This window comes from Clostridium sp. CM037 (assembly GCF_055081095.1).
Map to the genome: position 1 here is coordinate 788921 of NZ_CM143650.1, position 26321 is coordinate 815241.

The following is a 26321-nucleotide window of genomic DNA, read 5'->3' on the forward strand; positions in this document are numbered from 1 at the left end:
TTAGTTGGAGATAATAATTTCAACTAGGTCTAAAACTTTACAAATATTATTAACAAAAAGTGTTGAAAGGGTGTTTATAATGCCATATGCTACATTAGGGGCAATAGCCGTAATAAGTATTTTAATCTACATAGTGATAAGAAAAAATCTGAATTATTATGAAGAGGAAAATTTACTAAAAGATGTTCCAACCATAAATGTGAATAGAGAAGATTTAGAGAAACATGCTTTCGAAATGGCACGTCATTATGCTGATGTGAAAAATACTAATTGTAAGAAAAAGCTTATTAGTAATTTAGATAGAAGTTATGAAAAGATTTTAAATGGCTATGATAGCATGGATAAAGAAGAAAAAAATAAAAAAGATGTATTGCCTGCTTCTGAATGGCTTTTGGATAATCTTTACTTGGTAGAGAAGGAGTATAAGAGTATAAAATATAACATGCCACAAAATTATTATAAAGACTTACCGGTGATATACAAAGGTTTCATGAAGGGCTATCCAAGAGTTTATCATATTGCTATAGAAATAGCATCTCACACCGACGGTAGGATGGATGAAACAGTTATTGAAAATTTTATTAGGGCCTATCAAAGGAGTGCTGTACTGACGTCTGGTGAACTTTGGGCTATTCCTATAATGTTAAGAATAGCATTAATTCAAAATATTAGTAGGATAACTGAAAAAATTGTTAAAGCGAAGCAAGATAAAAAAGAAGCAGAAAAAGTTGCAGAGCGGTTAATCAATGCTTTTAATGAAGATAAAATTGTCAAAGAGATATATTTATTAGAAAATGAAAAATTTACATTCAATTCTCATTTTACAGAAAGATTATTGAAATTGTTAAGAGATAATGGTATTGATTCTAAAGAGGTTTATGATTTTATAGATGAAAGGCTTGGAGCGCAGGAAACAAGCCTAGAAGAAATTATAGTATTAGAGCATCAAATGGAAGCTAATTTTGAAATATCTATGGCAAATTCAATTAATAGTATAAGGGTTATTGAAGGTTTAAATTGGGAAAATTATTTTGAAAAGCTAAGTGCTGTAGAGGGTATTTTGAGAGAAGATCCTTCACATATTTATAGAGAAATGGATTTTCAATCTAGAGATAAGTATAGACACGAAATAGAAAAAATATCTAAAAATATAAAGCTTCCAGAATCATATATAGCAAAAAAAGCTATTGAATGTTGCGAAGAAAGTGAATTTTCAGAGAATAATACCTATGAACAACATGTTGGATATTATTTGATAGATAAGGGACTAAATAAATTAAAGCAAAAAATAGGATATGAGAATACTGGTATAGAGAGGCTCAAAAACAGCATAAAGAAGAATGTAGAAAATTTTTATATAGGCACTATTATTATATTTACAACGTTAATAATATGTCTAATTATTGCGAGTAGCTTATTAAATGATAGTAATAAAGATTTATGGAGATATTGTCTTGCCATAATTGTTATATTAGTACCCTGTAGCGAAATAGTAATATCGATTTTCAATTGGAGTGTGAGTGTTCTGAGTACTCCTTCTTTTATTCCTAAAATGGATTTCAAAGAAGTAATACCAGAAAGATATAGTACGGTTGTAGTAATTCCAACACTATTAAATAATCCTAGTAGGGTAGTCGAATTAATAAATGATTTAGAAGTATACTATTTAGCCAATGCTCAGGAAAATTTGTTTTTTGCATTACTGGGGGACTTTAAAGATAGTGATACTGAGGAGGAAGTAGAAGATAAGTCAATAGTTAATGTTGGGCTTTTAGCCATAGAAAGTTTAAATAAAAAGTATTGCAAGCCTGATAAAAAGATATTTTTCTTTCTAAATAGACATAGACAGTACAATGAAAAAGAAAACAAGTGGATTGGATTTGAACGAAAACGCGGAAAGCTTATGGAGTTTAATGAGTTTTTAAGAGGTAACGAGAATACTAGTTACGATGTAATAAGCAGCAATCCTCTGAACATTAGAAAGGTTAAATATGTTATTACATTAGATGCGGACACGAAGCTTCCAAGGGACTCTGCAAAAAAACTTATAGGTGCTATGGCTCATCCACTAAACAATGCTGTCATAAATAATAGTAAAAAGAAAGTGGATAGAGGTTACGGTTTAATGCAACCGAGAGTAGGAGTGTCTATTCTTAGCGCAAACAAAACTCTATTTTCAAAGATATTTTCTGGGGAAACGGGTATAGATATTTATACTACTGCTGTATCTGATGTATACCAGGATTTATTTGGGGAAGGGATTTTTACTGGAAAAGGGATTTATAATGTAGATGTATTTAATTATATGTTAAAAGATGAAATACCTGAAAATACTGTATTAAGCCATGACTTGTTAGAGGGCTGCTATGTTAGGACTGCATTAGTTACTGATGTGGAATTCATAGATGGATACCCAGCTTATTACAATTCTAGTTGTATGAGATTACACAGATGGACTAGAGGTGATTGGCAATTATTACCTTGGCTTACAAAACATTCGCCAATAAATAAAATATCTAAATGGAAAATATTTGATAATTTAAGGAGGAGCTTACTCGCACCCTCCATTACAATTTTGCTCATACTTGCATTAGGTGGAATATTGCCTGATGGGACGGATAAATGGGTTATTGCAGCATTTGTTGCGGTTTTAGCACCTATACTTTTTGATGTATCCGAAGCTGTAGTTTCTCCTGCTGCAGGTATAAGTTTATCGGGTAAAATTCAAAATGGGTCTATGGCTATAGAACAAATATTTTTGATTATTTGTTTTATACCTTTTCAAGCGTATATGATGTTGGATGCCATAATTAGAACATTATATAGAATGATGGTAAGTAAGAAAAATTTATTAGAGTGGCAGACAGCAGCGGACGTAGAGGTGAAACTAGGGAAAAAACTTAAAAATTTCATAGCTTTTATGTGGATTGAAAGTGCAATTTCACTTTTGATTTTATTTTTAGCATTTAATTCAAGCTTGAGTATTGGGTTTCTTAGTATACCGTCCTGTGTGCTTTGGTTTTTAAGCCCTGTAATTGCATATGTTATAAGTCGCGATAGAAGTTTAGAAACTTTTAATATAATGGTTGAAGAAAAGATCTTTTTAAGGAAATTAAGTAGGAAAACTTGGGCGTATTTTGAGGATTTTGTCAATGACGAAAATAATTGGCTTGGACCAGATAATTATCAAGAAGATCCGCCTAATGGATTAGCCCAGAGAACTTCACCCACTAATATGGGTATGGAATTAACGTCAAATATAGTTGCCTATGATCTGGGGTATATAGGTATTATGGAAGTAACACAAAGAATAGAGAAAATTATGACTTCAATTGAGGACATGGTTACGTATAAAGGCCATTTTTATAATTGGTATGATACTAAAACTAAAACTCCACTCTATCCTAGATATGTGTCCACTGTGGATAGTGGGAACTTAGTTGGTTATCTTTGGCTGGTTTCTCAATCGCTAGAAGAATATTTGCGTAATCCGATATTTAACCTTGTGCAAGTGGAGGGTTTGCAAGACACAATAAGGCTTGCTAGTGAAGAAATAGAAGAATCCAAGGAAATGAAAGAATTATATCATGAAGTGATTGTCACCTTAGGCAATGACAAAACAGATTTTTATTCTTGGAGGACTGTGCTTGTAGATTTAGCATCAAGGGTTACGGAAGTACAAAAAGGCAAGGAGCCATATTGGAATAAAAAACTCAAAGGTGATGTAGATAGGTTCTTAGAGGAAATAAATGAATTTTTCCCTTGGCTTGATTTTATCCATGAAAAGAACTTTGATATAGACATTAGTAATTGTTTAAAAAGCTTAATCGAAAACACAGCAATAAATTGTATTCCAGAAAAAACCGCCAACATATTAAATATGTTAAATGGCATGTCAAAAAGTGATGAATCTTTAGAAAAATTAAAAGATTTACTACAAAATACAAAAGAAAAAGCTCAAGTGGTTATTAGTAGCATTGAGAGCTTAAAAGAAAGACTAAATTCAATGGCAGAAGCTACTGATTTTAAAATGTTGTATGATGAAGAAAGAGAACTGTTTAGAATTGGATATGACGTTGAGAATGATAGTCTAGGTAAAAGCTATTACGATTTACTTGCTTCTGAGTCAAGGCAGGCTAGCTTTGTAGCCATAGCAAAAGGAGATGTTCCTAAAAAACATTGGTTTAAGCTTGGTAGGTCTATGACTCTTATGGGTAAAAGTAAGGGATTAGTTTCTTGGAGTGGTACCATGTTTGAATATACGATGCCCCTACTTATAATGAAAAATTATCCACAAACAATGCTAGATGAAACTTATAAAGCTGTAATTGGGGCACAAAAGAAATATTGTAATGAAAGAGGGGTGCCTTTTGGAATATCTGAATCTGCATTTTATAATTTCGATATAAATTCAAATTACCAATACAAGGCATTTGGGGTAGCAGGAGTAGGACTCAAGTCAGGACTCGAAGATGAATTGGTTATTGCGCCATACGCTACTGTTATGGCACTTCAAACTGATTTTAGAGGATCTTATGATAATCTTAAGAGCCTTGCTTTGGAAGGATTAGAAGGAACTTATGGTTTTTATGAAGCGGTAGATTACACTAAAAACAGAATGTTAAAGGAGGAACCTAAGGCTATTATTAAGTGCTTCATGATTCATCATGAAGGTATGAGCTTAATGGCAATAGACAATGTATTATTAAACAATATTCTTCAAAAAAGATTTCATACTTTGCCAAAGGTCAAGGCTACAGAACTATTGCTTCAAGAGAAAATTTCTAAGAGCGTGGTATATGATAGAAAATATAAATTTAATATATCAGGAACTACTATAGGAAAACAAAAGATTATAGTTAGAAAATATATTACAGCTAAAACGGAAACTCCAGAAACACATTTAATTTCTAATGGAAGTTATTCGCTAATGATTTCTAATAGTGGATCAGGGTATGCTATGAGAGATGGAACTATGATTTATAGATGGAGGGAAGATGTCACTAAAGACAATACAGGCATGTTCGTGTATATCAAAGATATGGATGAACATGAATACTTCAGTGCAGCTTATGAACCTTGTAAAAAGGTAGGGAATAGTTATGAGGTAACATTCGCCTTAGACAAAGCTGAATTTACAAGGGACGATGGTAATATTACTACTCGCACGGAAATCACTGTGTCTACAGAGGATGACTCAGAGGTAAGAAGATTATCCATTACAAATCATGGTACCGTAAGTAAAAGTTTAGAAATAACAAGCTATTTAGAAGTAACTCTAGCTCATTATGATGCAGACATAGTCCATCCAGCTTTTGGAAATCTATTTGTAAAAACAGAGTATATAGATAATCCTAGCTGCATCCTGGCAACGAGAAGACCTAGGGCTAAGGGTAAAAATCAACATTGGATTATGCAAACTGTTGCAACGGAGGGAACTACCGTAGGAACTGTTCAATATGAGACTAGCAGAGAGAGTTTCATAGGGCGTGGTGAAAATACAATACACCCTATAGCAATGAAGCAGGACTCAATTTTATCCAATACTGTAGGGGCGGTGCTTGACCCTATAGTAAGTATGAGAAGAAGAGTAAATATAAAACCTGGTGAAACGTGCATTATAGCTTTCACTACTTCGATAGCTGATAGTAAAGTGGAAGTAATAAGTTTAGCTAAGAAATATAGTGAACTTCACAATGTAAATGCGGTGTTTGAACTAGCGTGGAGCCAAACTCAGGTAGAAATGAAATATCTAGGTATAAAATCTAGCCAAGCAAATTTATACCAAGTAATGGCTTCTAAAATATTATTTTTAAATTCCACTTTTAAACAAAGAGAAGAAAATATAAAAAATGTAAAGAAGGGACAATTTACGCTTTGGGGGTATGGTATTTCAGGAGATTTACCTATAATTCTACTTATAGTTCGTGAGAGCAAAGATAAAGACCTCGTTCGTCAACTTTTAAATGCCCATGAATACTTAAGCCTTAAAGGGTTAAGAGTTGATTTGGTAATAATAAATATTCAAAAAGCCTCATATGATCAGCCTTTACAAACTGATATTAAGGATTTTGTATGCAGTAGTCATTTAAGAGATAAAGAAAATAAACCTGGAGGGCTCTTTATACTTAATAAGGCTACTATTATGGAGGAGGATATAGAGCTTTTAATAGCTATAGCTAGAATAGTTATAGATTCCCGCAAGGGAATGTTAGTATCTCAAATTCAGAACAATTTAAAGAAAATAGAAAAACAACCATTATTACAGATTGTAGAAAATCAATTTAAATGGAAAGAGCGCAAGTTTAATATGAAACCGTTAGAGTACTTTAATGACTTAGGAGGCTTTAATGTAGAAAGTGAAAACTATACTATTCTACTTAAAGATTTTAATAATACACCAGCACCTTGGATAAATGTAATTTCAAATGGTGATTTTGGATTCCATGTATCAGAATGTGGATCAGCTTATACATGGTACCTTAATAGCCGCGAAAATAAAATTACTAATTGGTCTAATGATTGGGTAAGCGATGAATGCTCAGAAGCTATATATTTGCGAGATGATGCTTATGGCAATGTGTGGAGCATTACACCTAAACCAATAAGGGATGGTGGAGAATACTTAATTGAGCATGGCTTTGGATATTCAAATTTCAAGCATGAAGCTTTTGGAATTATGGGTGAAGTAACCATGTTTGTGTCTAGGTCGCATAACGTTAAGCTATGCAAAATAAAACTTAGAAATAATAGTGATATAGCAAGAAATATAAGTATAACCTACTACGCAGAACTTGTAATGGGGGTTGTACGAGAGCATACTGCTCAGCATATTGTTACTTATTTGAATGAAGAGAAGGAATATATATATGCTACAAATTGTTATAGTCAGCATTTTGGGAAAATAAATGCTTTCTTAAGATTATTTGGAGGCGGGCAGCAAAGTTTTACTGGCAGTAGAAGTGAATTTTTAGGCAGAGGAGGAAGTGTAGAGGAACCTGAGGTACTAAAGAGAGTAAGACTTTCAAACAATGTAGGAGCGGGACTTGATCCATGTCTTGCAGTTACTTCAAAAATTCATATAGAACCTAATATGGAGATTGAATTAGTAGCGATGCTTGGTGAAAATGAGAATTTAGAAAATATTTCTAAAACTATTGGCGAATTTGAAGATTTTAAGAGAGTGGATACTGAACTCGAAAATGTAAAGAAATATTGGAACAAATTACTTCATACGTTGCAAGTTAAGACGCCGGATAAGAGTATGGACTTAATGCTTAATGGATGGCTAATGTACCAAACTATAGTGTGCAGGCTATGGTCGAGAACTGCTTTTTACCAATCTGGTGGAGCTTATGGCTTTAGAGATCAGCTTCAGGATGTTATGTCACTAGGCATGATTGAGCCAAGTATGACTAAAAAACAAATTTTATACAGTGCTTCAAGACAATTCGTTGAAGGTGATGTGCAACATTGGTGGCATCCGGTTGTAGATAGTGGTATAAGAACAAGATTCTCCGATGACTTATTATGGCTACCTTATGTCACTATGGATTATATAAAAAACACAGGGGATTTTGATATTCTTGATGAGCAAGCTCAGTATTTAATGGATACGCCACTAACAGACGGTGAAGATGAAAGATATAATATTTCAGGAAGGGCAGATTTTACAGGCAGTATATATGAACATTGCATAAAAGCTATAGATAAAAGCCTTAAATTCGGTCCTCATAAAATCCCACTAATGGGTAGTGGAGATTGGAATGATGGAATGAGTACCGTTGGGAATAAGGGCAAAGGCGAAAGCGTATGGCTTGGTTGGTTCTTATATGATATTCTTGGAGATTTCTTTGAAGCTTGCACATATAAAAACGATGATGAAAGATTACAGAAATACAAGGAGATGCAAGAATATATAAGGATAAATCTAGAGGAAAACGCATGGGATGGTAATTGGTATAGGAGAGCATATTTTGATGACGGCACGCCACTAGGATCATCTCAAAATGAGGAGTGTAAGATAGATTCCCTATCTCAATCATGGGCAGTTATATCAGGAGCTGCAGATAAAGAAAGGGCAGAGGAGGCTATGAAGTCATTAGAACATTATTTAATAAAAGAAGATAATGGAATGATTTTGCTTTTAACTCCTCCTTTTAATAAATCTACTTTGGAGCCAGGTTATATAAAAGGCTATGTGCCGGGAGTTAGAGAGAATGGTGGACAATATACACACGCTGCAACTTGGGTAATTCTTGCCTTTGCTAAACTTTACAAAGGTGACATGGCGGCAAAGCTCTATAATATGATAAACCCTATTAATCATACAAAAACACTGCCTCAGTGTGAAAGATATAAAACTGAGCCTTACGTAATGACTGCTGATGTTTATGGAAAAGAACCTCATGTAGGACGCGGAGGGTGGAGTTGGTATACTGGAACCTCAGGGTGGATGTATAGAACGGGAATAGAGGCAATTTTAGGGTTTAAACTAAAGGCGGGAAAAGGGTTTACCATTGAACCTTGTGTGCCAGAGGAATGGCCACAGTATGAGATTATATATAAAAAAGATAAATTCGAATATGTGATTGAGGTTAAGCGCCAGGGAAACAAAGGAATTTGGCTTGATGGTAATTTATGCGAAGATGGATTGGTTCCATTTATTGATGGAGTGCATAAAGTTGAAGTTATAATCTAAAAAAACAGATGACTTCTAATAAGAAGTCATCTGTTTTTATAGCTTTAAAACAAGTTAGTCTTCTGTATCTGGGATTTCTTGGCCACCGTTATAGGTATAGTCAAATTCGACATTGGATATATTCATAGCAACTATAGGATCAGATACTGGGTTTGGTAACATAGTAGAGTCGTTTTCGGAGTAAGATCTTATCTCCTTTTCTTCTAATTCATAAAAATTTCTTTCGTGAGGTGCATACACTTTTGTTTGGTTCTTAAGGTTCTTAGCCATGTTCATACCTCCTTTTATATTATATTGTATTATATAGTATTCCACGAAAGAGAGAAAAAAATGAAGGTAATATTAGTTAAATCATCTCCTGCGGAGCTGAAATATTAACGACTTCAGAAGGCGAATTATACTCCCACTTATAGAAATGGGAGGCTTTTCTTCTGAAATGTCGTTAAATCATACTGGTGCATATAATGAATTGAATTAGCATAAAATAATATGTAAATAAAATTCAAAAAAAAAGAGGTAATTTCCAAAGAAATGTAGAATAATATATATCTAATTACTATCAATAAATAATTGTTATAGATTGAAAAACCATAATAAGTATTTTATAAATTTCCAAATTTAAAGGAGGAATAAAAATGACTGAATTAAGACAAATTTACAAATGCGATGTATGTGGTAATATAGTTGAAATTGTTCATAATGCTGGTGGAACTTTAGTATGTTGTGGAAAACCAATGACACTTAAAGTAGAAAATACTCAGGATGCAGCAGTTGAAAAACATGTTCCTGTAATTGAAAAAATAGAAGGTGGAATTAGGGTTAAGGTTGGAGCAGTTGAGCACCCAATGCTCGAAGAACATCATATCGAATTTATTGAAGTACACACAGAAAATAAGGTGTACAGAAAATACTTAAAACCAGGCGAAAAACCAGAAGCAGAATTTAAGTTAGAAGAAAAAGTGGTATTCGTAAGAGAATACTGTAATTTACATGGACTTTGGAAAGCATAAAATTTAAAATTATTATTGACAATTTAAGTGAATAGGCATAATATAATTTAAATAGCTTATAATGTTATAGTCTTTGATGAGAAGTAAGTAAATTTAAAAACAGATTCACAGAGAGTCGTTGATGGTGGAATTACGATAACTATGTTTAAATTGAATGGATCTCTAAGACTCGGGATGAAATGCAGTAGTCCTTGACGTAAGCCTTACGTTATAAAGGTAGGATATCCAAGTGTATCTGTTTAAGTAGAAGCTTTAATGTAGCTTGTAAGTGTTAGGTGGTACCGTGTATATACGCCCTATGGATTTATCCATAGGGCTTTTTTTGTATTTAGCACATTTAGAATAATGAAAAAATAAGATGTTGAGTAGAAAGCATATGAACAAGAATTAGCATTCGGATCAATATATGATTTTCATTTATTATTATTATTATTATTATTATTATTATTATTATTATTATTATTATTATTATAGGAGATGATTATTTTGGAAGAAAATAAAAAGGTGATATTTAGTGGGATCCAACCTTCGGGCGACTTAACACTAGGAAATTATTTAGGAGCTATAAAAAATTGGGTTAAATTACAAGAAGAATATGAATGCTATTTTTGTGTGGTGGATTTACACGCGATTACAGTAAAGCAAGAACCAAAGGATTTGAGAAGAAGAACCTTAGAAATGTTGGCTATTTACATAGCTTCAGGTATTGATCCTGAGAAAAATACTATGTTTATTCAATCACATGTATCTGCACATAGTGAAGCTGCTTGGCTTTTAACTTGTTCTACTTACATGGGAGAATTAAGCAGAATGACTCAATACAAAGAAAAATCTAAAAACAGTGAGAGTGTAGGGGCAGGACTATTGACATATCCGGTGCTAATGGCATCAGATATCTTATTATATCAAACTAATTTAGTGCCTGTAGGAAAAGATCAAACTCAGCATCTTGAAATTGCCAGGGATATAGCTGAAAGATTCAATAAAACCTATAGTGATACCTTTGTAATACCTGAACCATATATAGGTAAATCAGGGGCTAAGGTAATGGATCTACAAGAGCCAACTAAAAAAATGTCTAAATCAGGAGAGAATGTTAATGGATTCATTTTAATAATGGACCCGCCGGAAGTTATAAGAAAGAAAGTAAACAGATCAGTTACAGATAGCTTAGGGGTTGTTAAGTATAACGACGAACAATTAGGCGTTAAGAACTTAATGACTATATTAATGGCTATAACTGGTATTTCTATAGGAGAAATAGAAGAAAAATATGAAGGATTAGGTTATGCTCAATTTAAAAAAGATGTAGCAGAAGCAATAGTTGCGGAACTTGAACCTATACAGATAAAGATTAAGGAATACATAGGGAAAAAAGCTTATTTAGAGGAAATTTATAAAAAGGGTTCGGAAAAAGCTACCTATGTGGCTAATAAGACACTAAGGAAAATGCAAAAGAAAATAGGATTTATACCAAGATAAAGTATAAAATTCTCCAGGGGGACTTGTAATAAGAAGCTTCATACTATAATACATAGTTCCCAGCGGTAGTACAACCTTAGTTGACAGATTTCTTGATTAAAGCTAGAATTGATAGGTAGAGAAATGAAAAGTGAAATTTAGAATCACTAGTAGTTCAGAGAGTGGTTGTAAGAATATATATGTGCATGTGAAAAATAAAAGGAGCGTGATGACCTTGGCGGATTACATAAAAGAGATTGAAAAAAGAAGAACATTTGCTATAATTTCCCATCCGGATGCTGGTAAAACTACACTGACGGAAAAATTATTATTATATGGAGGCGCAATAAGGCTTGCAGGTTCAGTTAAAGCTAGAAAAGCGTCTAAACATGCAGTTTCTGACTGGATGGAAATAGAGAAACAAAGAGGTATTTCTGTTACGTCTTCAGTTATGCAATTTGGTTATAATGATTTTTGTATAAATATACTTGATACACCAGGTCACCAAGACTTTAGTGAAGATACTTACAGAACCCTCATGGCAGCGGATAGTGCTGTAATGATTATTGATGGTGCAAAAGGGGTCGAGGCACAAACAAGAAAGCTATTTCATGTTTGTAGTATTAGAGAAATACCTATTTTTACATTTATTAATAAGATGGATAGAGAAACTAGAGATATATTTGAACTTATGGAAGAAATAGAGAATGAATTTGGAATTAGATCTTACCCAATAAATTGGCCTATAGGGTGTGGTGTAGATTTTAAAGGCGTTTACGACAGACGCACAAAGGAAATAATTGTTTTTGATGATGGAAAGCATGGTCAAATAGAAGCTAAAGAGACAAAAATCAGTATTGACGATGAAAAGGCAATTGAACTTATTGGTGAAACATTATATGAAAAGCTTATGGAAGATATGGAGCTTTTAGATGTAGCAGGTGATGAATTTGATTTAGAAAAAGTTGCTAAAGGAGAACTTACTCCAGTATTCTTTGGAAGTGCTTCAACTAATTTTGGGGTTGAACCTTTTTTAGATAACTTTTTACAATTAACTTCACCACCATTACCAAGAAATTCAAGTGTAGGTAAAATTGATGTTTTTAGTAAGGATTTTTCTGCGTTTGTATTTAAAATTCAAGCTAATATGAATAAAGCTCACAGGGATAGAATGGCTTTTATGAGAATTTGTTCTGGAGAGTTTGAAAAGGGAATGGATGTTTATCATGTACAAGGCGGTAATAAAATAAAATTAGCACAACCTCAACAATTTTTAGCACAAGAGAGAGAAATAGTGGACACGGCTTATGCAGGAGATATTATTGGAGTTTTTGATCCAGGTATATTTAGCATAGGAGACACCATATGTTCTTCTTCAAATAAATTTGAGTTCGAAGGAATACCAACTTTTGCGCCAGAACATTTTGCAAGGGTGAGAACTGTTGATACAATGAAGAGAAAGCAATTTATAAAGGGCGTTACACAAATAGCTCAAGAAGGTGCAATCCAAGTATTTAAGGAACTTCATATAGGGATTGAACAAATCATAGTTGGGGTTGTAGGAGTGCTTCAGTTTGAAGTATTAGAGTTCAGACTTAAAAATGAATATAATGTAGATATTAAGATGGAAAGGTTAGCATTTAAACATATAAGATGGATTGAAAAGTGTAAAATAGATATAGATAAAGAAAAACTCAACCTGACTAGTGATGCTAGGATAGTTAAAGACCTTAAGGACAGAAACCTATTAGTATTCCAAAATGAGTGGGGTATTAGCTGGGCAACAGAGCATAATAAAGGCTTGATTTTATCAGACATTGGTAAAGATAAGGACTAAATAAAAAATAAAAGAAAAATCTCTTGAATTAATTTCAAGAGATTTTTTCACGTTTAGAAGGGTTTTACATGTTTCTTTTTCTGCTAGATAGAACATCAATTACAAATACAATCGCAGCAACTACTAGCAGGATATTAATTAAACTTCCACCTATGCTGAAAAGAACTCCCATTAACCAAAATAACACTACAAATCCACCTAACCAACGTAAAAAGGTCATATTTCCACCTCCACTTATTAAAATTACAATTTAATATAAGATTAAAAACCCATAAGAGTGGCGTTATCTACTAAAGTAGCGTTATCTACTAAAGTGGCTTATATATAGTATTTATTATTTTAGCGAAGTATATGCAATATATTTGTGGAAAAGTGTATGCATACATTTGAAAAAATGATAAATGTTGTATATAATGATGTTAGAAAGACGCTTAAGGATATATTAAGGATTTAATTTTAGGGGGGATAAAGATGGAAAATAGAATATCATCAATTAAAACTATTGACATAGTACAAATTAGTCTAATGGCGGCGATTACGTTTATAGCTGCTTCGGTTATACATATACCTACGTTTATGGGTGTACTTCATTTAGGAGATAGTATGATTTTTTTATCAGCTATATTATTTGGAAGAAAAAAAGCAGCTATATCTTCTGCTGTTGGTATGTGTTTATTTGATTTATTAAATGGATATACCATGTGGGCGCCATTTACACTCATTATTAAAGGTGCAATGGGGTATATTGCTGGAACAATTGCCTATAGAAAAAATTATAATGGAAATAAATTTTCAAATAATATCTTTGCTTTTGTTGTAGCAGGGATTTGGATGATTACGATGTATTATTTAGGGGGAGCTATTATACTAACATTTATTTCTAAGGGATTTGCACTTAAACAAGCCTTAATTATTTCTTTAAAGGATATACCTACTAATATTTTTCAAGTAGTAGGAGGTATTGCTTTAGCATTACCTTTAATAACAGCTTTAAAAAGCAAAATTAGTAGATAATATAAGATATTTTATGCGCAAAAAAAAGTATATATTACGTATAATGCATTGAAGCAAGCTTTAGAACTTCTTATTTTATTTTTAATTAAGATGCGTTAAGAAAAACATATGCTTGAGCGCTAGCGAATTTATATCTTGCGATAGCGAGTTTATGTTTTGCAGCAGATTAATTAAAAATAAAATTAGTAGTTCTTAGCGAAGTGAATGCATTAATAGTAATATATACTTTTTTTAGTTTCTAGCACTTTTTTTACTTTTAAAGTAAAATACAGTGAAAATTATTGTTGGTATTAACATAAAGCCTATTACAGAAAAATAGACGTAAAGATTTAAAAATTTATATAACAATACTACTTTAGCGGAAATGAAATAGGAGATTATGAATACAAATAAAGTAATAATGTATATCCAATATTTATTAGAGAAGGAAAGCTTTTTTAATAAAATCATGATAGCGGTTAGCTCTAATACATATTTTATAAACCAACCGCCTACCATTTGAAGCATTACATAAAACTCCCCTCCTTCTATAAACCCGAAATAATCAACTAACTGAGTTTGTATGAGTTTAGGATAGTTAATCTCCAAGGCTCTAACTACGCCAAAGGTACTTAAAACGCCTATGTTTGCGAAAATCTCCATTTGTATTACTATTAATATTGCAATAACGCAATGTTTTGTGATTTTTGACTTATTAGTTACCCTAGACAAAAATGGGATACAAACAGCTATACTACCGTAACATCCAAGGGCCTTTATTATAGATAAAATAAAAGAGGGAGTGACGCCATCCGCCATTATAGGAAGTAGGTGACTAAACTTTTTATATTTAGCTGTAAGAATTGCTAGGTTTATCCCGGCTATCATAGTAAGACAAATAACTAAAATAGTAACTATAGTTATCGCCCTAGTACCCTTCTTTGTAATATAAACGGCGGGTATTATTATAAACAAGAGAAAAAACCAAGGAGGAGTATCTGAAAGCAGATTTAGGTGCAAGGCATTTGATTCTACAGAGCAACTCTCTATTAAGCTGACAATTAAAGTTATGATAAATAAAATTAAAAAGATATCTCCCATGGTTTTACCTAAGGCTTTATGGTATATTTTGTCCATATCATAGCAATTGCCTTTTTTACAAACAAAAATCAAATAAATAAAATAAAATAATAAAATAATAGAAGCAATAGTGACGGAAATCCAGGAATCTCTACCTCCATTTATAATGAATACATTGGGGTAAGTTTTCATTGCTACAATGGAGGTTCCCCAAATTATGAACATTAAATGTTTTGTATTTAGCTTATCCATTTTTTTTTCTTGTCTCCTCCTTGTTTTGATTCTAAATTGCATTGTAATAAAATTTGCAATATAGTTGTATTATTTCCCAATTTGAGAATATTAAACTTAAATATTACAAATAATAAGTTGGGTGATTAAAATGGAAAAAATAAATATAGATTATATTAAAGAAAAATTAAAAAATAGCTACGATATCAAATATAGAGAGATAGAGACTGATATGGGAATAATATTCGGCGTATTTATTGATGATTTATGTGATTCTAAATTTATTAGTGAATATATATTTAACCCTCTAATACAACATAAAATTACAACTGTAGATTTAGAGTATATAAAAAAAGAAGTATTACCAGCTAATAGCATTGGAGATATTAATAGTAATAAGGAGGCTATAGATCACATTTTATCTGGAGACTTGGTGCTTATATTTTCTTTTGCAAATAAATCAATTTATTGTGAGGCCAAGGGATATGTGAGGCGGAGTGTGGGAGAGCCTTCTACAGAAAATGTAATTAAAGGACCAAGGGAAGGATTCACGGAGGCTTTTGTAGATAATGTATCAATGATTAGGCGGAAAATAAAAAATTCGGATTTGAAATTTGAACCGATAATTTTAGGGAGCAAATCTAATACTGTGGCAGTAATATGCTACATAGAAGGTGTGGCCCCGAAGAAACTTGTTGATTATATAAGGAAAAAGGTGACCAATATAAAATTAGAGTTTATTTTAGACACAAATTACATTGAGGAAGAATTAAAAAATAAGAACACAGCCTTTGACACAATAGGCACTACCGAAAAACCAGATGTGGCAGCATCAAAGCTTTTAGAAGGGAAAGTGGCAATAATCGTAGATGGAACACCCTTTGTAATTACTGCACCGTATTTTTTTGTGGATAATTTTCAAACACCAGATGATTATTATTCTAATAAGTATTTTACTAATCTATCAAGACTTATGAGGGTGTTTAGTTTTTTCTTAGCTACCTTATTGTCAGGGGTATATTTGGCGATTACTACTTTTCACTTTTCGCTTATTCCAGAGGTGATTGCTGTAAAACTCTCAGTCGCTAGAGCAGGAGTACCTCTGCCTACGGTTATAGAACTACTACTAATGACTTTTTTCTTTGAATTACTTAGGGAGGCAGGAATAAGATTGCCACAACTCATAGGCCAGGCAATGAGCATTGTTGGAGCTTTAATTTTGGGCGATGCTGCAGTGGGAGCAGGTTTAGCCTCACAAAGCACTGTAGTAATTGTGGCACTTTCATCTATTTCTTCTTTTTTAGTACCTAAGCTTTATGGGGCTCTATCTATATGGAATATAATTATTATTGTGTTTTCCTCAGTGCTTGGGTTACCAGGATTTTACATTGGATTTTTTATTTTTATCTCACATATGGCGGGACTAGAGAGTTGTGGATATCCATATTTATTCCCTTTAGGTACACTAGAAAGCTTTAAATTTAAGGATATATTATATAGAAAAGATCTTAGCAAGATATCAAATAGTATTTTTGATAGGGATGATTATAATGAATAAGTATAAAAAAATATTAGTAATAATATGTATAATAATGAATTGTGTTACTATGACATCATGTTTCAGTTATAAGGATATTAATAAGGTTTTATTTATTTCTGCATTAGTAATAGATGCAGATAATACAGGTAATCCTATATTATCTGCTGAAGCTTTTAAGGGAGTAAGAGGAACATCACCTCAAGGAATGGACCAAAGAATCTTATTTAAAGCAACAGGAAAAACAATGTTTGAAGCTGTCAGAAATATGAATGCTACCTCTAGTTATAAATTAAACTATACACAGAATAGTGCCATAATATTTACTCAAAAGGCTGCAGAATTCGGTGTTGATAATTTCATGGATTTTATGGATCGTGATCAAGAATTCCTTATAAGACCGCATATTGCAGTATATCAAGGAGATCCAGAGGAACTTATGAAGCTAAATATGCCTGAAGATAAATACATTGGATTATTTGTAGTGCAACTTATAGAAAATATTGGAGCATCTTCAAGAGCTGTAAAACTAAGTTTAAATGAGTTTTACAGTCAAAGAAAAATTGGAGATAAAGTAAATGTAGTACCCATAATAGATATCCCAAAAGATAGTTTAGAGGGGACTTTAGAAGTAAATGGCGGAGCTGTAATTAAAGACGATAAAATGGTTAACGTATTACAAAAAGATGAAGGGTTAGGTTTTAACTTTTTAATGAATACTATTTTAGGTGGTACTTTAGAAATAACCAATCCCTGTGATGTTAATAAATTTGTAACATTAGAAATATTAAAAAGTAAAAGTAAGACAGAAATCAGTTATGATGATAATATTGTTCATTTAAAAAAGAAAATTAAAGTTAAGGTGGATTTAGCAGAGGCTCAAAAAGAATTTACACTTACAAAAGAAAATATCAGTAAAATTGAGGAGCAGTCAGAAGAAAATATTTTGAAAGCCTGCAATAATCTATTTGCAAAATATAAGGCATTAAATATGGATATTTTTGATATAACGGAGCAATTTCATGCGAAATATCCAAAGATAAAAAATGATGATATCATTAAAAAAACTGAGCTAAAAGTTGAAGTTGAAGTGAAAATAATGAACACAGGGGTTGTTAAAAACTTCTAATAAAAAAGGCGGTGGTATCCCATCGTCTTTTGTTGTAAGGTATAATACTTTGGAAACATTGCACTACTATAAGCATAATATATCATTATAGCGCGGTTGGAGTGAAATATATGGATAGCAAAAAAATCAACATATTGTTAAAGAGGGATGAGGGTACAAAATTAGATTTCAAGCAAAGAATTGATATATTAATAGAAAGTGGTAAAAGAGAATTAGCTAAAGATATATGTGCTATAGCCAACTCCCGTGGAGGAAGAGGATACCTTGTTATTGGAGTAGAGGATAAAACGAAAAAAATCATAGGTATTAAGGTATGTGACTTTAAAGAAGAACAGTTACAACAAATTATAAGTTCAAGATGTGAACCGCCTATTCCAGTATCCCTAGATTTTGTAATATATCAAAGCGAAAAATTGGCAATTATAACTATATATGATGGTGGTCAGAAGCCCTATCAATTAAGGGAAAATGGTGCATTTTACATTAGGAGAGGTTCCACAACAGATACTATGAGAAAAGAAGAATTAATTTCTTGTTTACAAGAAAATTTAAGTCTCAATATCGAAACTATACCTATTGTAAATAGTGGTATTAGTAGTTTAGATTTTAATATAATTAATAAATACTTTTTAAATAAGGGCATTTTAGTAAATGATAACAGTAGATTAGGATTTATGGACAATGCAGGAATAACTTTTATTGAAAGAGATTATAATAAGAGGGTAGTAACACTAGGGGGATTATTGGTATTTTCTTCAATTAACAGTATCTATTTACCGCATAATATGATAAAGATAGTAAATAAGGTAAATGATAACTTTGATGAGGTTATAATTGTGCAAGGGAATTTATTAGATATGCTAGATAGGACAGAAGAATTTTTTAAAAACATATTTCCAGTAAATTATCCTATTGCTGCAGTGTATGAGGCTGTAAAAAACGGAATACTTTATAGAGATTATACTATATTTTATAAGGAAATTGAAATAGTGGTAAGCTATAACAGTGTAAGCGTATTTAGTCCAGGGAACCTATTATTTTCAACTGAAATTAATACTCATAATTATTTAAAAAGAAATATGTGGATATATGATAAGTTAATAGCATTAGATGATAGAAAAAGATTTATAAAATCAGGAAGAGGATTTGCACGAATGAAAAAAGATTTTTCAAAATATGGTAAGGTAATATTTGTAGATTCAAAAGATGATAATACTTTTAAGGTGATTTTCCCAGGGATTAAGAACTTTATTTAAAACTATAATATTGTGAACATATTACGAATAATATATAATATGTATAAAAATATTGTGTACGAGTAGACCTATTTAATAATTATCTGGTTATATTAGATAAAATAGGAGGCGTTTAACATGATTCATGTATTTTGTGGTAAAAAGGGTTCAGGTAAAACTAAAGCTCTAATTAAATTAGCCAACCAGTCCGTTGATAAAGTTAAAGGAAACATAGTATATATTGATGATGATACTAAAGCTACGTTGCAATTAAGTACAAAAATGAGACTTGTAGCAATAAATGAGTTCAATTTAAAAAGTCATGATGATTTTTATGGATTTTTGTGCGGTATGCTTTCTAGAGATTATGATATTGATACCATCTTTGTTGATGGTGTATTTAATATTATTGATGATAAACTTGAGCATACGGCACAATTGTTTTCTAAAATGGATATTTTAGCTAATAAGTATAACTTGGAATTTTATGTGAATGTAGGTTGCGAATGCTTAAATCCACCACAATTTTTAAAGAATTATATCACATAAAGAGATAGAATATTATTTACGTGAATGTAAGGCAGGGTTTTCAGCCCTGCTTTTATTGTATATGGAGAAAATAGTTGAAAATAAACGTAAATAGTATATATAGGGTTTTAATCAATTATAACGAGCAAATATATCACTTGATATATTATAAATACACATATATAATTAATAACATGAATAATTATATCTAAAAGGCTATGAAAGAAAAAAGTAACTGTAGGAATTATTAAGAGAGCTAGTGGTAGGTGTGAACTAGTTAAGGAATATAGTGAAATACATTCTGGAGCTTTAAGCTGAAATAAAGCTTTTAAAAAGTAAGCTGAGACGGGTTGACCTTACGTTATAAGGAATGAGCGGATTGTTAAATCAATTTGGGTGGTACCACGGAATTTTTTCGTCCCTTTCTTAGGGGGGCGTTTTTTTTATTTCAAAAAATAACACAGGATTAAATCATCACCTGCGGTGCTCACAGCTTCGCAGAAGATAAGTATATCGACTTCAAAAGGAGACTTAGGTTTCAACTGAACTCTTCTCTTTGTTATACTATGGGATGCCATATTATAGAAGGGAAGACTTTCATTTTGAAATGTCGTTAAAATAAGGAGGAATAAATTATGGAAAATGTATATGATACGCTTTTAGAGAGAGGGTATATAAAACAACTTACTCACGAGGATGAAATGAAGAAAATATTAGGACAGGAAAAGGTAACATTTTATATAGGATATGACCCAACAGCGGATAGCCTACATATTGGCCATTTTATTACTATGATGTTTATGGCTCATATGCAAAGAGCAGGGCATAGACCCATAGCCTTAGTTGGTGGTGGAACTACAATGATTGGTGATCCATCTGGTAAAACAGATATGAGGAAAATGCTTTCAAAAGAAGAAATTGATCATAATATATCTTGCATAAAATCACAGCTTTCAAAACTTATAGATTTTAGTGATGGTAAAGCAATCCTTGAAAACAATGCAAACTGGCTTTTAAATTTAAATTACGTAGATTTTATAAGAGATATAGGAGTACATTTTTCAGTAAATAAGATGTTAGCTGCTGAGTGTTTTAAACAGAGATTAGAAAAAGGTTTATCTTTTTTTGAATTTAACTATATGCTTATGCAAGGATATGATTTTTTAATGTTAAATAGAAAATATGGATGTACTATGGAGTTAGGTGGAGATGATCAATGGTCTAACATAATTGCTGGTATAGAACTAATAAGAAAAAAAGAAAGTAAAGCTTCTTATGGAATGACTTGCACACTACTTACAAATAGCGAAGGGATTAAAATGGGTAAAACTGTAAATGGCGCTCTGTGGCTTGATGCAGATAAAACATCTCCTTATGATTTTTACCAATATTTTAGAAACATTGGAGACTTAGATGTAGAAAAATGCTTATCATTACTTACTTTTGTACCAATGGATGAAGTCAGGCGTCTAAGTGCTTTAAAAGATGAAAAAATAAATGAAGCTAAAAAGGTTTTAGCTTTTGAGGTTACAAAACTTATTCATGGAGAAGAAGAAGCTATCAAAGCTCAGGCAGCGGCAGAAGCATTGTTTGGTGGTGGAACTAATATGAGTAACGTGCCTAAAGTATCTATACCGTGCGACATGAAGAATGCGGGATTAATGGATATATTGGTGTACATTAAAGTGGTGCCATCAAAAGCAGAAGCTAGAAGATTAATTGAGCAGGGCGGATTAACTATTAATGATAAAAGGATTGAAGATAAGAATGCAACACTTTTAGAAGAAAATTTTAAAGATGGTTGTGTACTTATTAAAAAAGGAAAGAAAAAATACTATTCTTTAACTATAGAATAGCAATTTTTTAAAAAGGGCGAAGTTGAAATTAATATTTTAACTTTGCTTTTTTCTTTTAGTGGTAAAAAGATTTTAGTAAAATATCTTTTGAAGCTGGAGAAGGGTTCAAGGCAAGTTGGGGAGAATTTTTTAGTGATAGAAGTTTTAATACAATCAATATAAAGGTATAATAGCATAGAGACATTAAAAAAATGACTAAGGTTAAACTTTGAGCACTAATGAGTGTAGCAATAGCTAAGGTTATTGCTTATGTAATGGATATAGATAATTAATGGAAAAAAACTAAACGATTAATAAGGAGGTATATTATGGCGTTGTGGGCAATATCTGACCTTCATTTATCTATAAATTCAGATAAACCCATGGATATATTTGGAGATAAATGGAGTAATCATAATGAAAAAATTAAAGAAAATTGGCTTAGCAAAGTTTCAACGGAGGATACTGTACTAATTGCAGGGGATATTTCATGGTCCATGAATATTTCTGAGGGTGTGGAAGATTTAGAATGGATTCATAAGCTTCCAGGTAAAAAAATACTTATAAAGGGAAATCACGACTATTGGTGGAGTGGTATCACGAAGCTTAATTCTCTCTACGCGGATATGGATTTTATCCAAAACAACTTTTTTAACTATAAAGATTTTGCTATATGCGGAACACGGGGATGGAATTGCCCAGGAAATACGAGATTTACAACTCATGATGAAAAAATATATAATAGAGAGTTAATAAGGCTTCGAATTTCACTCGATGAGGCAGTGAAAAAGGGTTATAATAAATTTATTGTAATGCTTCATTATCCACCTACTAATGATAAGTTTGAGGAAACTGAACTTATAAGAATAGTAAAAGAATATAATGTATGCAAGGTCATATATGGTCATTTACATGGACCATCTTTAAATAGGCTATATGAAGGAAATATAGAAGGCATAGAATATATAGTTACTTCTTGTGATTATTTAAACTTCGATCCTTTAAAAATATTAGAATAGTATCAAAAGTTAATACAATGTGGATATGAAATTTTATGTAAAGGACTGAGTATATGGCAATAAGAGAGTGGAAAAGATTTTTAATTCCTTATGAACAGGGTGTAGAAGAGTTAAAAGTAAAATTTAAAAGTATAAGAAGAGAATATAGACGAAAAAATGAGTATTCACCTATAGAGTTTGTTACCGGGAGGGTTAAAGAAATATCTAGTATTCTTGAGAAAGCTAATAAATTCGGTATCCCTCTGGATAGAATCGAATATGAAATGGAAGATATTGCAGGCATAAGGATAATGTGTCAGTTTGTAGATGATATTGATAAAGTGGTAAATCTAATTCGTGAAAGACGTGACATGCAGATGGTTTATGAAAAAGACTATGTTGCAAATGTAAAAGGTAGTGGATATAGAAGCTATCATATGATTATAAAGTATCCTGTAAACTTAGCTGATGGTCAAACCGAAATACTAGCAGAATTTCAAATTAGGACCTTGGCAATGAATTTTTGGGCTACAGTAGAGCATTCTCTAAATTATAAATATAAGCATGATATACCAGAGAATATAAGGGCAAAACTTAAAAATGCTGCAGATGCTGCTTTTCAATTAGATGAACAGATGCTAGAAATTAAAGACGAAATTAAAGATGCACAAAAATTGTTTGAGGTAAAATCTAATTTGGTGTCGGATATAATGAATAATATACTTGTGCTTTCGTCGATTGGAAAGTCAACGGATGCAGCTAGGTATAGAGAACAATTAAATAAGCTAATAGAAGAAGGAGAAGTTTATGAGATTAGCAGCTTACTTCGCGCAACTCAAAAAACATTAGATATGTATGGAGTTTAAATTGAAAAGGAGAGTAGAAATTAAAAATTTCTACTCTCCTTTTATAATAATTTGAATTTAAACTGTAAAAACTGTATGTAGCTATTACTAAGACGCTACTATATTAACTAGTCGTCCTTTAATTATAATAACCTTGCGCACAGTTTTACCTTCTAGGGTAGCGATTACTGTTTCATCTTTAAGAGAAATTTCCTTTATACTTTTTTCATCTAAATCTTGAGATACAGTTATTCTGGATTTAATTTTACCATTGATTTGAATAGCTAGCTCTACTTCATCTTTTATAAGAGCAAACTCATCAAATTTAGGCCAAATTTGATTAAATACAGAGTAACCCATACCTAAGCTTTCCCACTTCTCTTCTGCAAAGTGAGGAGCAAAGGGAGCTAAAATCTTAAGGTAATCCACAAGCACTTCTTTTAAAAATTTACTATTTATATTGTCTACATTAAAATATTTTAATATAGCATTTGTAAGCTCCATAAGTCTTGCAATAGCGGTATTAAATTGAAGTTTTTCTGTATCTTCGGTAACTCCTTTTATTGCGAAATGTCTCCAGTAGTTTAATTCTTTTTCTTCTATTCCTATAGAGTCTTTGTTATTAAGGTCTTTTGACATAATGCAGATTCCAGTGTCGATTGCTCTTTCAATTCTATCAACAAATTTTCCAATGGCTTTTATACCATCATCACTCCAAGCTCCACCATCAATATAACCGAAACCAAACATTAGGTACATCCTAAATACATCTGCGCCAAACTCTTTTATGTACATGTCTGGAGAAATAGTATTTCCTTTTGATTTACTCATTTTCACTCCGTCTGGTCCTAAAATTAAACCTTGGTGAGTAAGAGATAAGAATGGTTCATCAAAGTCTAAATATCCCATATCACGAAGAGCCTTGGTTATAAATCTTGAATATAATAGGTGACCACATGCATGTTCAGGTCCGCCTACATATTTGTCTACAGGAAGCATTTTGTTTACTAACTCTTTATCAAAAGCTTTTTCACTGTTTTTGTTATCTACATACCTAAATTGGTAGAAAGAAGAACAAACGAATGTATCCAAAGTATCAGCTTCTCTATGAGCTGCGCCGCCACAAACTGGGCAAGGGACATTCATAAAATCCTCGCATTTAGCGAGTGGTGATTCTCCGTCTGGTGCAAATTCTACGTTGTACGGCAGTTCTACAGGAAGTTGATCCTCAGGAACAGGAACAGCCCCACATTTTTCGCAGTGAATTATTGGAATAGGAGCGCCCCAATATCTTTGTCTTGAAACTAACCAATCGCGAAGTCTAAAGTTTACTTTTTCACAGCCGAGACTTATACTTTCTAATTTTTTTACAATTGCTTTTTTTCCATCGATGGTAGATAAACCATCAAATTCTTGACTGTTTACCATTTTTCCATGTTCAGTGTAAGGAAGATTTTCGCCCTCTCCATTTACACTTTTAAAACCAATAATTACTCTTTCAATAGGCAATTTGTATTTAGTAGCAAATGCAAAGTCTCTATCATCATGAGCAGGAACAGCCATTACTGCACCAGTTCCATAAGTGTTTAGAACATAGTCAGCTACCCAAATTGGAACCTTGCGGCCATTGATAGGATTAATAGCATAAGAACCAGTAAATACACCTGTTTTATCTCTTGTAATAGATTGTCTTTCTATATCAGTTTGTTTTCTAGCATCATATTTATAAGATTCAACAGCATCTTTATATTCACTTTTAGTGAGGACATCTACAAGTTCATTTTCAGGGGCTATGACTACATATGAAACACCGAATAAAGTATCTACTCTTGTAGTAAATACACTAAAGTCTACATCAGAATCAGCTACTTTAAAAGTAACATCAGCACCAGTAGATTTGCCTATCCAATGTTTTTGCATGGATTTGGTTTTTTCAGGCCAATCCAAGGTATCAAGCTTTTCTAGTAGTTCATCAGCATAGTCAGTTATTTTTAAGAACCATTGTGTTAAATTCTTTTTAGTAACCTCAGTGTTACATCTTTCGCAAAAGCCATCTATTACTTGCTCATTTGCAAGTACTGTACTACAGCTAGGGCACCAATTTACAGGTGCTTTTTTCCTGTAAGCAAGGCCTTTTTCAAATAGTTTTAAGAATAACCATTGAGTCCATTTATAATAATCAGGGCGACATGTAACAACTTCATGATCCCAATTAAACATTGCTCCCATAGCTCTTAATTGCTTTTCCATATTAATAATGTTTTGCTTCGTAGAATCCTTTGGATGCACTCCTGTTTTTATTGCGTAGTTTTCAGCAGGTAGCCCAAAAGAATCAAAGCCCATTGGCTGAAATACATTGAATCCTTGCATTTTCTTCATCCTAGCCCAAGAATCTACAGGGCCATAGTTAAACCAATGCCCCGCATGTAATTGGCTTCCGGACGGATAAGAGAACATTTCAAGTACATATAACTTCTTATCAATTTTATTTTCATCAAATTCATAAAGGTTAGTTTCTTCCCATATTTGTTGCCATTTTTCATCGATAGTTGTAGTATATTTTGCCATTAGTATTCCTCCTTATTATGATCTATAGGTTAAATCATCTCATGCTGAGCTGCAATCATTAAGCTTTTCTACTTAGTTTTAAATTAGAAAATAAAAAAAACCCTCATCTCAACAAAGAGACGAAAGTAATATTCCGCGGTACCACTCTAATTAGGCATTACGCCTCACTTAAGAATATAACGGTTTTAACCGTACTTGTTTTCACAAGTAAGCTTTTACTTACAAGTAAGATTTTACTTAAAAGTAAGCTCATAGGCAAGTTCATATTATATCATTACTGCTTCACACCTAATAGCAGCTCTCTTTAAAATGCTATAAATACTACTACTCCTA

Annotated in this window: 16 protein-coding genes and 2 other annotated features (1 of these 18 cut by a window edge); of the genes, 12 read left to right on the plus strand and 4 right to left on the minus strand. The window is 32.1% G+C overall.

Features of this window, described 5'->3' with window-relative positions:
- Positions 1-79 precede the first annotated feature (79 nt).
- Positions 80-8701 (plus strand): GH36-type glycosyl hydrolase domain-containing protein, encoded by an 8622-nt coding sequence (locus tag ACWJKP_RS03920; protein WP_462961421.1) that lies wholly within the window; start codon positions 80-82, stop codon positions 8699-8701.
- Between the two features lie 54 nt (positions 8702-8755).
- Here the strand turns inward: ACWJKP_RS03920 and ACWJKP_RS03925 are convergent, their stop codons facing one another.
- Positions 8756-8971, minus strand: coding sequence for a hypothetical protein (locus tag ACWJKP_RS03925; RefSeq protein ID WP_165413669.1), 216 nt, complete (start codon positions 8969-8971; stop codon positions 8756-8758).
- 365 nt (positions 8972-9336) lie between these two features.
- Between ACWJKP_RS03925 and ACWJKP_RS03930 the strand changes: the two genes are divergently transcribed.
- From ACWJKP_RS03930 to ACWJKP_RS03940, 3 genes are all read left to right on the plus strand, one after another.
- Positions 9337-9711 (plus strand): desulfoferrodoxin, encoded by a 375-nt coding sequence (locus ACWJKP_RS03930; RefSeq protein WP_165413668.1) that lies wholly within the window; start codon positions 9337-9339, stop codon positions 9709-9711.
- Between the two features lie 486 nt (positions 9712-10197).
- Entirely contained in the window at positions 10198-11193 is a 996-nt protein-coding gene (trpS, locus tag ACWJKP_RS03935; protein WP_187351439.1) for a tryptophan--tRNA ligase, read from the plus strand.
- Between the two features lie 214 nt (positions 11194-11407).
- Positions 11408-13009 carry a peptide chain release factor 3 gene (locus ACWJKP_RS03940; RefSeq protein ID WP_165413666.1) on the plus strand — a complete coding sequence of 534 codons (1602 nt, stop codon included), beginning with the start codon at positions 11408-11410 and terminating at the stop codon, positions 13007-13009.
- 64 nt (positions 13010-13073) lie between these two features.
- On the opposite strand, the gene ACWJKP_RS03945 is transcribed toward ACWJKP_RS03940, so the two are convergent.
- Complete coding sequence (locus tag ACWJKP_RS03945) at positions 13074-13229, minus strand: DUF5670 family protein (protein ID WP_165413665.1); 156 nt, start codon at positions 13227-13229, stop codon at positions 13074-13076.
- A 251-nt stretch (positions 13230-13480) separates the two neighbouring features.
- Here ACWJKP_RS03945 and ACWJKP_RS03950 point away from each other — a divergent pair, with 251 nt between their 5' ends.
- Complete coding sequence (locus tag ACWJKP_RS03950) at positions 13481-14023, plus strand: ECF transporter S component (RefSeq protein WP_165413664.1); 543 nt, start codon at positions 13481-13483, stop codon at positions 14021-14023.
- A 231-nt stretch (positions 14024-14254) separates the two neighbouring features.
- Here ACWJKP_RS03950 and ACWJKP_RS03955 read toward each other — a convergent pair whose 3' ends face one another.
- Complete coding sequence (locus tag ACWJKP_RS03955) at positions 14255-15334, minus strand: GerAB/ArcD/ProY family transporter (protein WP_165413663.1); 1080 nt, start codon at positions 15332-15334, stop codon at positions 14255-14257.
- A 130-nt stretch (positions 15335-15464) separates the two neighbouring features.
- Here ACWJKP_RS03955 and ACWJKP_RS03960 point away from each other — a divergent pair, with 130 nt between their 5' ends.
- The 7 genes from ACWJKP_RS03960 (at position 15465) to ACWJKP_RS03990 (ending at position 23441) form a co-directional block, all read left to right on the plus strand.
- Complete coding sequence (locus ACWJKP_RS03960) at positions 15465-16871, plus strand: spore germination protein (RefSeq protein WP_165413662.1); 1407 nt, start codon at positions 15465-15467, stop codon at positions 16869-16871.
- Positions 16864-17979, plus strand: coding sequence for a Ger(x)C family spore germination protein (locus tag ACWJKP_RS03965; RefSeq protein ID WP_165413661.1), 1116 nt, complete (start codon positions 16864-16866; stop codon positions 17977-17979). Before ACWJKP_RS03960 ends, ACWJKP_RS03965 begins: the two co-directional genes overlap by 8 nt.
- Before the next feature lie 110 nt (positions 17980-18089).
- The gene (locus tag ACWJKP_RS03970) at positions 18090-19235 is read left to right on the plus strand and encodes an AlbA family DNA-binding domain-containing protein (protein ID WP_462961423.1); all 1146 of its coding nucleotides are present in this window, start codon (positions 18090-18092) and stop codon (positions 19233-19235) included.
- Between the two features lie 117 nt (positions 19236-19352).
- Positions 19353-19763: an ATP-binding protein gene (locus tag ACWJKP_RS03975; protein WP_165413659.1), complete on the plus strand. Its 411-nt coding sequence runs from the start codon at positions 19353-19355 to the stop codon at positions 19761-19763.
- 188 nt (positions 19764-19951) lie between these two features.
- Positions 19952-20168, plus strand: a binding site (T-box leader).
- Positions 20169-20377: 209 nt separating this feature from the next.
- Positions 20378-21598 (plus strand): tyrosine--tRNA ligase, encoded by a 1221-nt coding sequence (tyrS, locus tag ACWJKP_RS03980; RefSeq protein WP_165413658.1) that lies wholly within the window; start codon positions 20378-20380, stop codon positions 21596-21598.
- A gap of 308 nt (positions 21599-21906) precedes the next feature.
- Entirely contained in the window at positions 21907-22596 is a 690-nt protein-coding gene (locus ACWJKP_RS03985) for a metallophosphoesterase (RefSeq protein WP_165413657.1), read from the plus strand.
- 53 nt (positions 22597-22649) lie between these two features.
- The gene (locus ACWJKP_RS03990) at positions 22650-23441 is read left to right on the plus strand and encodes a GTP pyrophosphokinase (protein WP_165413656.1); all 792 of its coding nucleotides are present in this window, start codon (positions 22650-22652) and stop codon (positions 23439-23441) included.
- 87 nt (positions 23442-23528) lie between these two features.
- On the opposite strand, the gene leuS is transcribed toward ACWJKP_RS03990, so the two are convergent.
- Positions 23529-25988, minus strand: a complete 2460-nt coding sequence (leuS, locus tag ACWJKP_RS03995; RefSeq protein ID WP_165413655.1) for a leucine--tRNA ligase — start codon at positions 25986-25988, stop codon at positions 23529-23531.
- A 112-nt stretch (positions 25989-26100) separates the two neighbouring features.
- Positions 26101-26321: a binding site (T-box leader), on the minus strand; it runs 14 nt beyond the window's last position.

What these genes read in the sequence shown, in the direction of transcription:
- ACWJKP_RS03920 (WP_462961421.1), top strand. Translation starts at nt 80, where the DNA reads ATGCCATATGCTACATTAGGGGCAATAGCCGTAATAAGTATTTTAATC.
- ACWJKP_RS03925 (WP_165413669.1), bottom strand. Translation starts at nt 8,971, where the DNA reads ATGGCTAAGAACCTTAAGAACCAAACAAAAGTGTATGCACCTCACGAA.
- ACWJKP_RS03930 (WP_165413668.1), top strand. Translation starts at nt 9,337, where the DNA reads ATGACTGAATTAAGACAAATTTACAAATGCGATGTATGTGGTAATATA.
- ACWJKP_RS03945 (WP_165413665.1), bottom strand. Translation starts at nt 13,229, where the DNA reads ATGACCTTTTTACGTTGGTTAGGTGGATTTGTAGTGTTATTTTGGTTA.
- ACWJKP_RS03950 (WP_165413664.1), top strand. Translation starts at nt 13,481, where the DNA reads ATGGAAAATAGAATATCATCAATTAAAACTATTGACATAGTACAAATT.
- ACWJKP_RS03955 (WP_165413663.1), bottom strand. Translation starts at nt 15,334, where the DNA reads ATGGATAAGCTAAATACAAAACATTTAATGTTCATAATTTGGGGAACC.
- ACWJKP_RS03960 (WP_165413662.1), top strand. Translation starts at nt 15,465, where the DNA reads ATGGAAAAAATAAATATAGATTATATTAAAGAAAAATTAAAAAATAGC.
- ACWJKP_RS03965 (WP_165413661.1), top strand. Translation starts at nt 16,864, where the DNA reads ATGAATAAGTATAAAAAAATATTAGTAATAATATGTATAATAATGAAT.
- ACWJKP_RS03970 (WP_462961423.1), top strand. Translation starts at nt 18,090, where the DNA reads ATGGATAGCAAAAAAATCAACATATTGTTAAAGAGGGATGAGGGTACA.
- ACWJKP_RS03975 (WP_165413659.1), top strand. Translation starts at nt 19,353, where the DNA reads ATGATTCATGTATTTTGTGGTAAAAAGGGTTCAGGTAAAACTAAAGCT.
- tyrS (WP_165413658.1), top strand. Translation starts at nt 20,378, where the DNA reads ATGGAAAATGTATATGATACGCTTTTAGAGAGAGGGTATATAAAACAA.
- ACWJKP_RS03985 (WP_165413657.1), top strand. Translation starts at nt 21,907, where the DNA reads ATGGCGTTGTGGGCAATATCTGACCTTCATTTATCTATAAATTCAGAT.
- ACWJKP_RS03990 (WP_165413656.1), top strand. Translation starts at nt 22,650, where the DNA reads ATGGCAATAAGAGAGTGGAAAAGATTTTTAATTCCTTATGAACAGGGT.
- leuS (WP_165413655.1), bottom strand. Translation starts at nt 25,988, where the DNA reads ATGGCAAAATATACTACAACTATCGATGAAAAATGGCAACAAATATGG.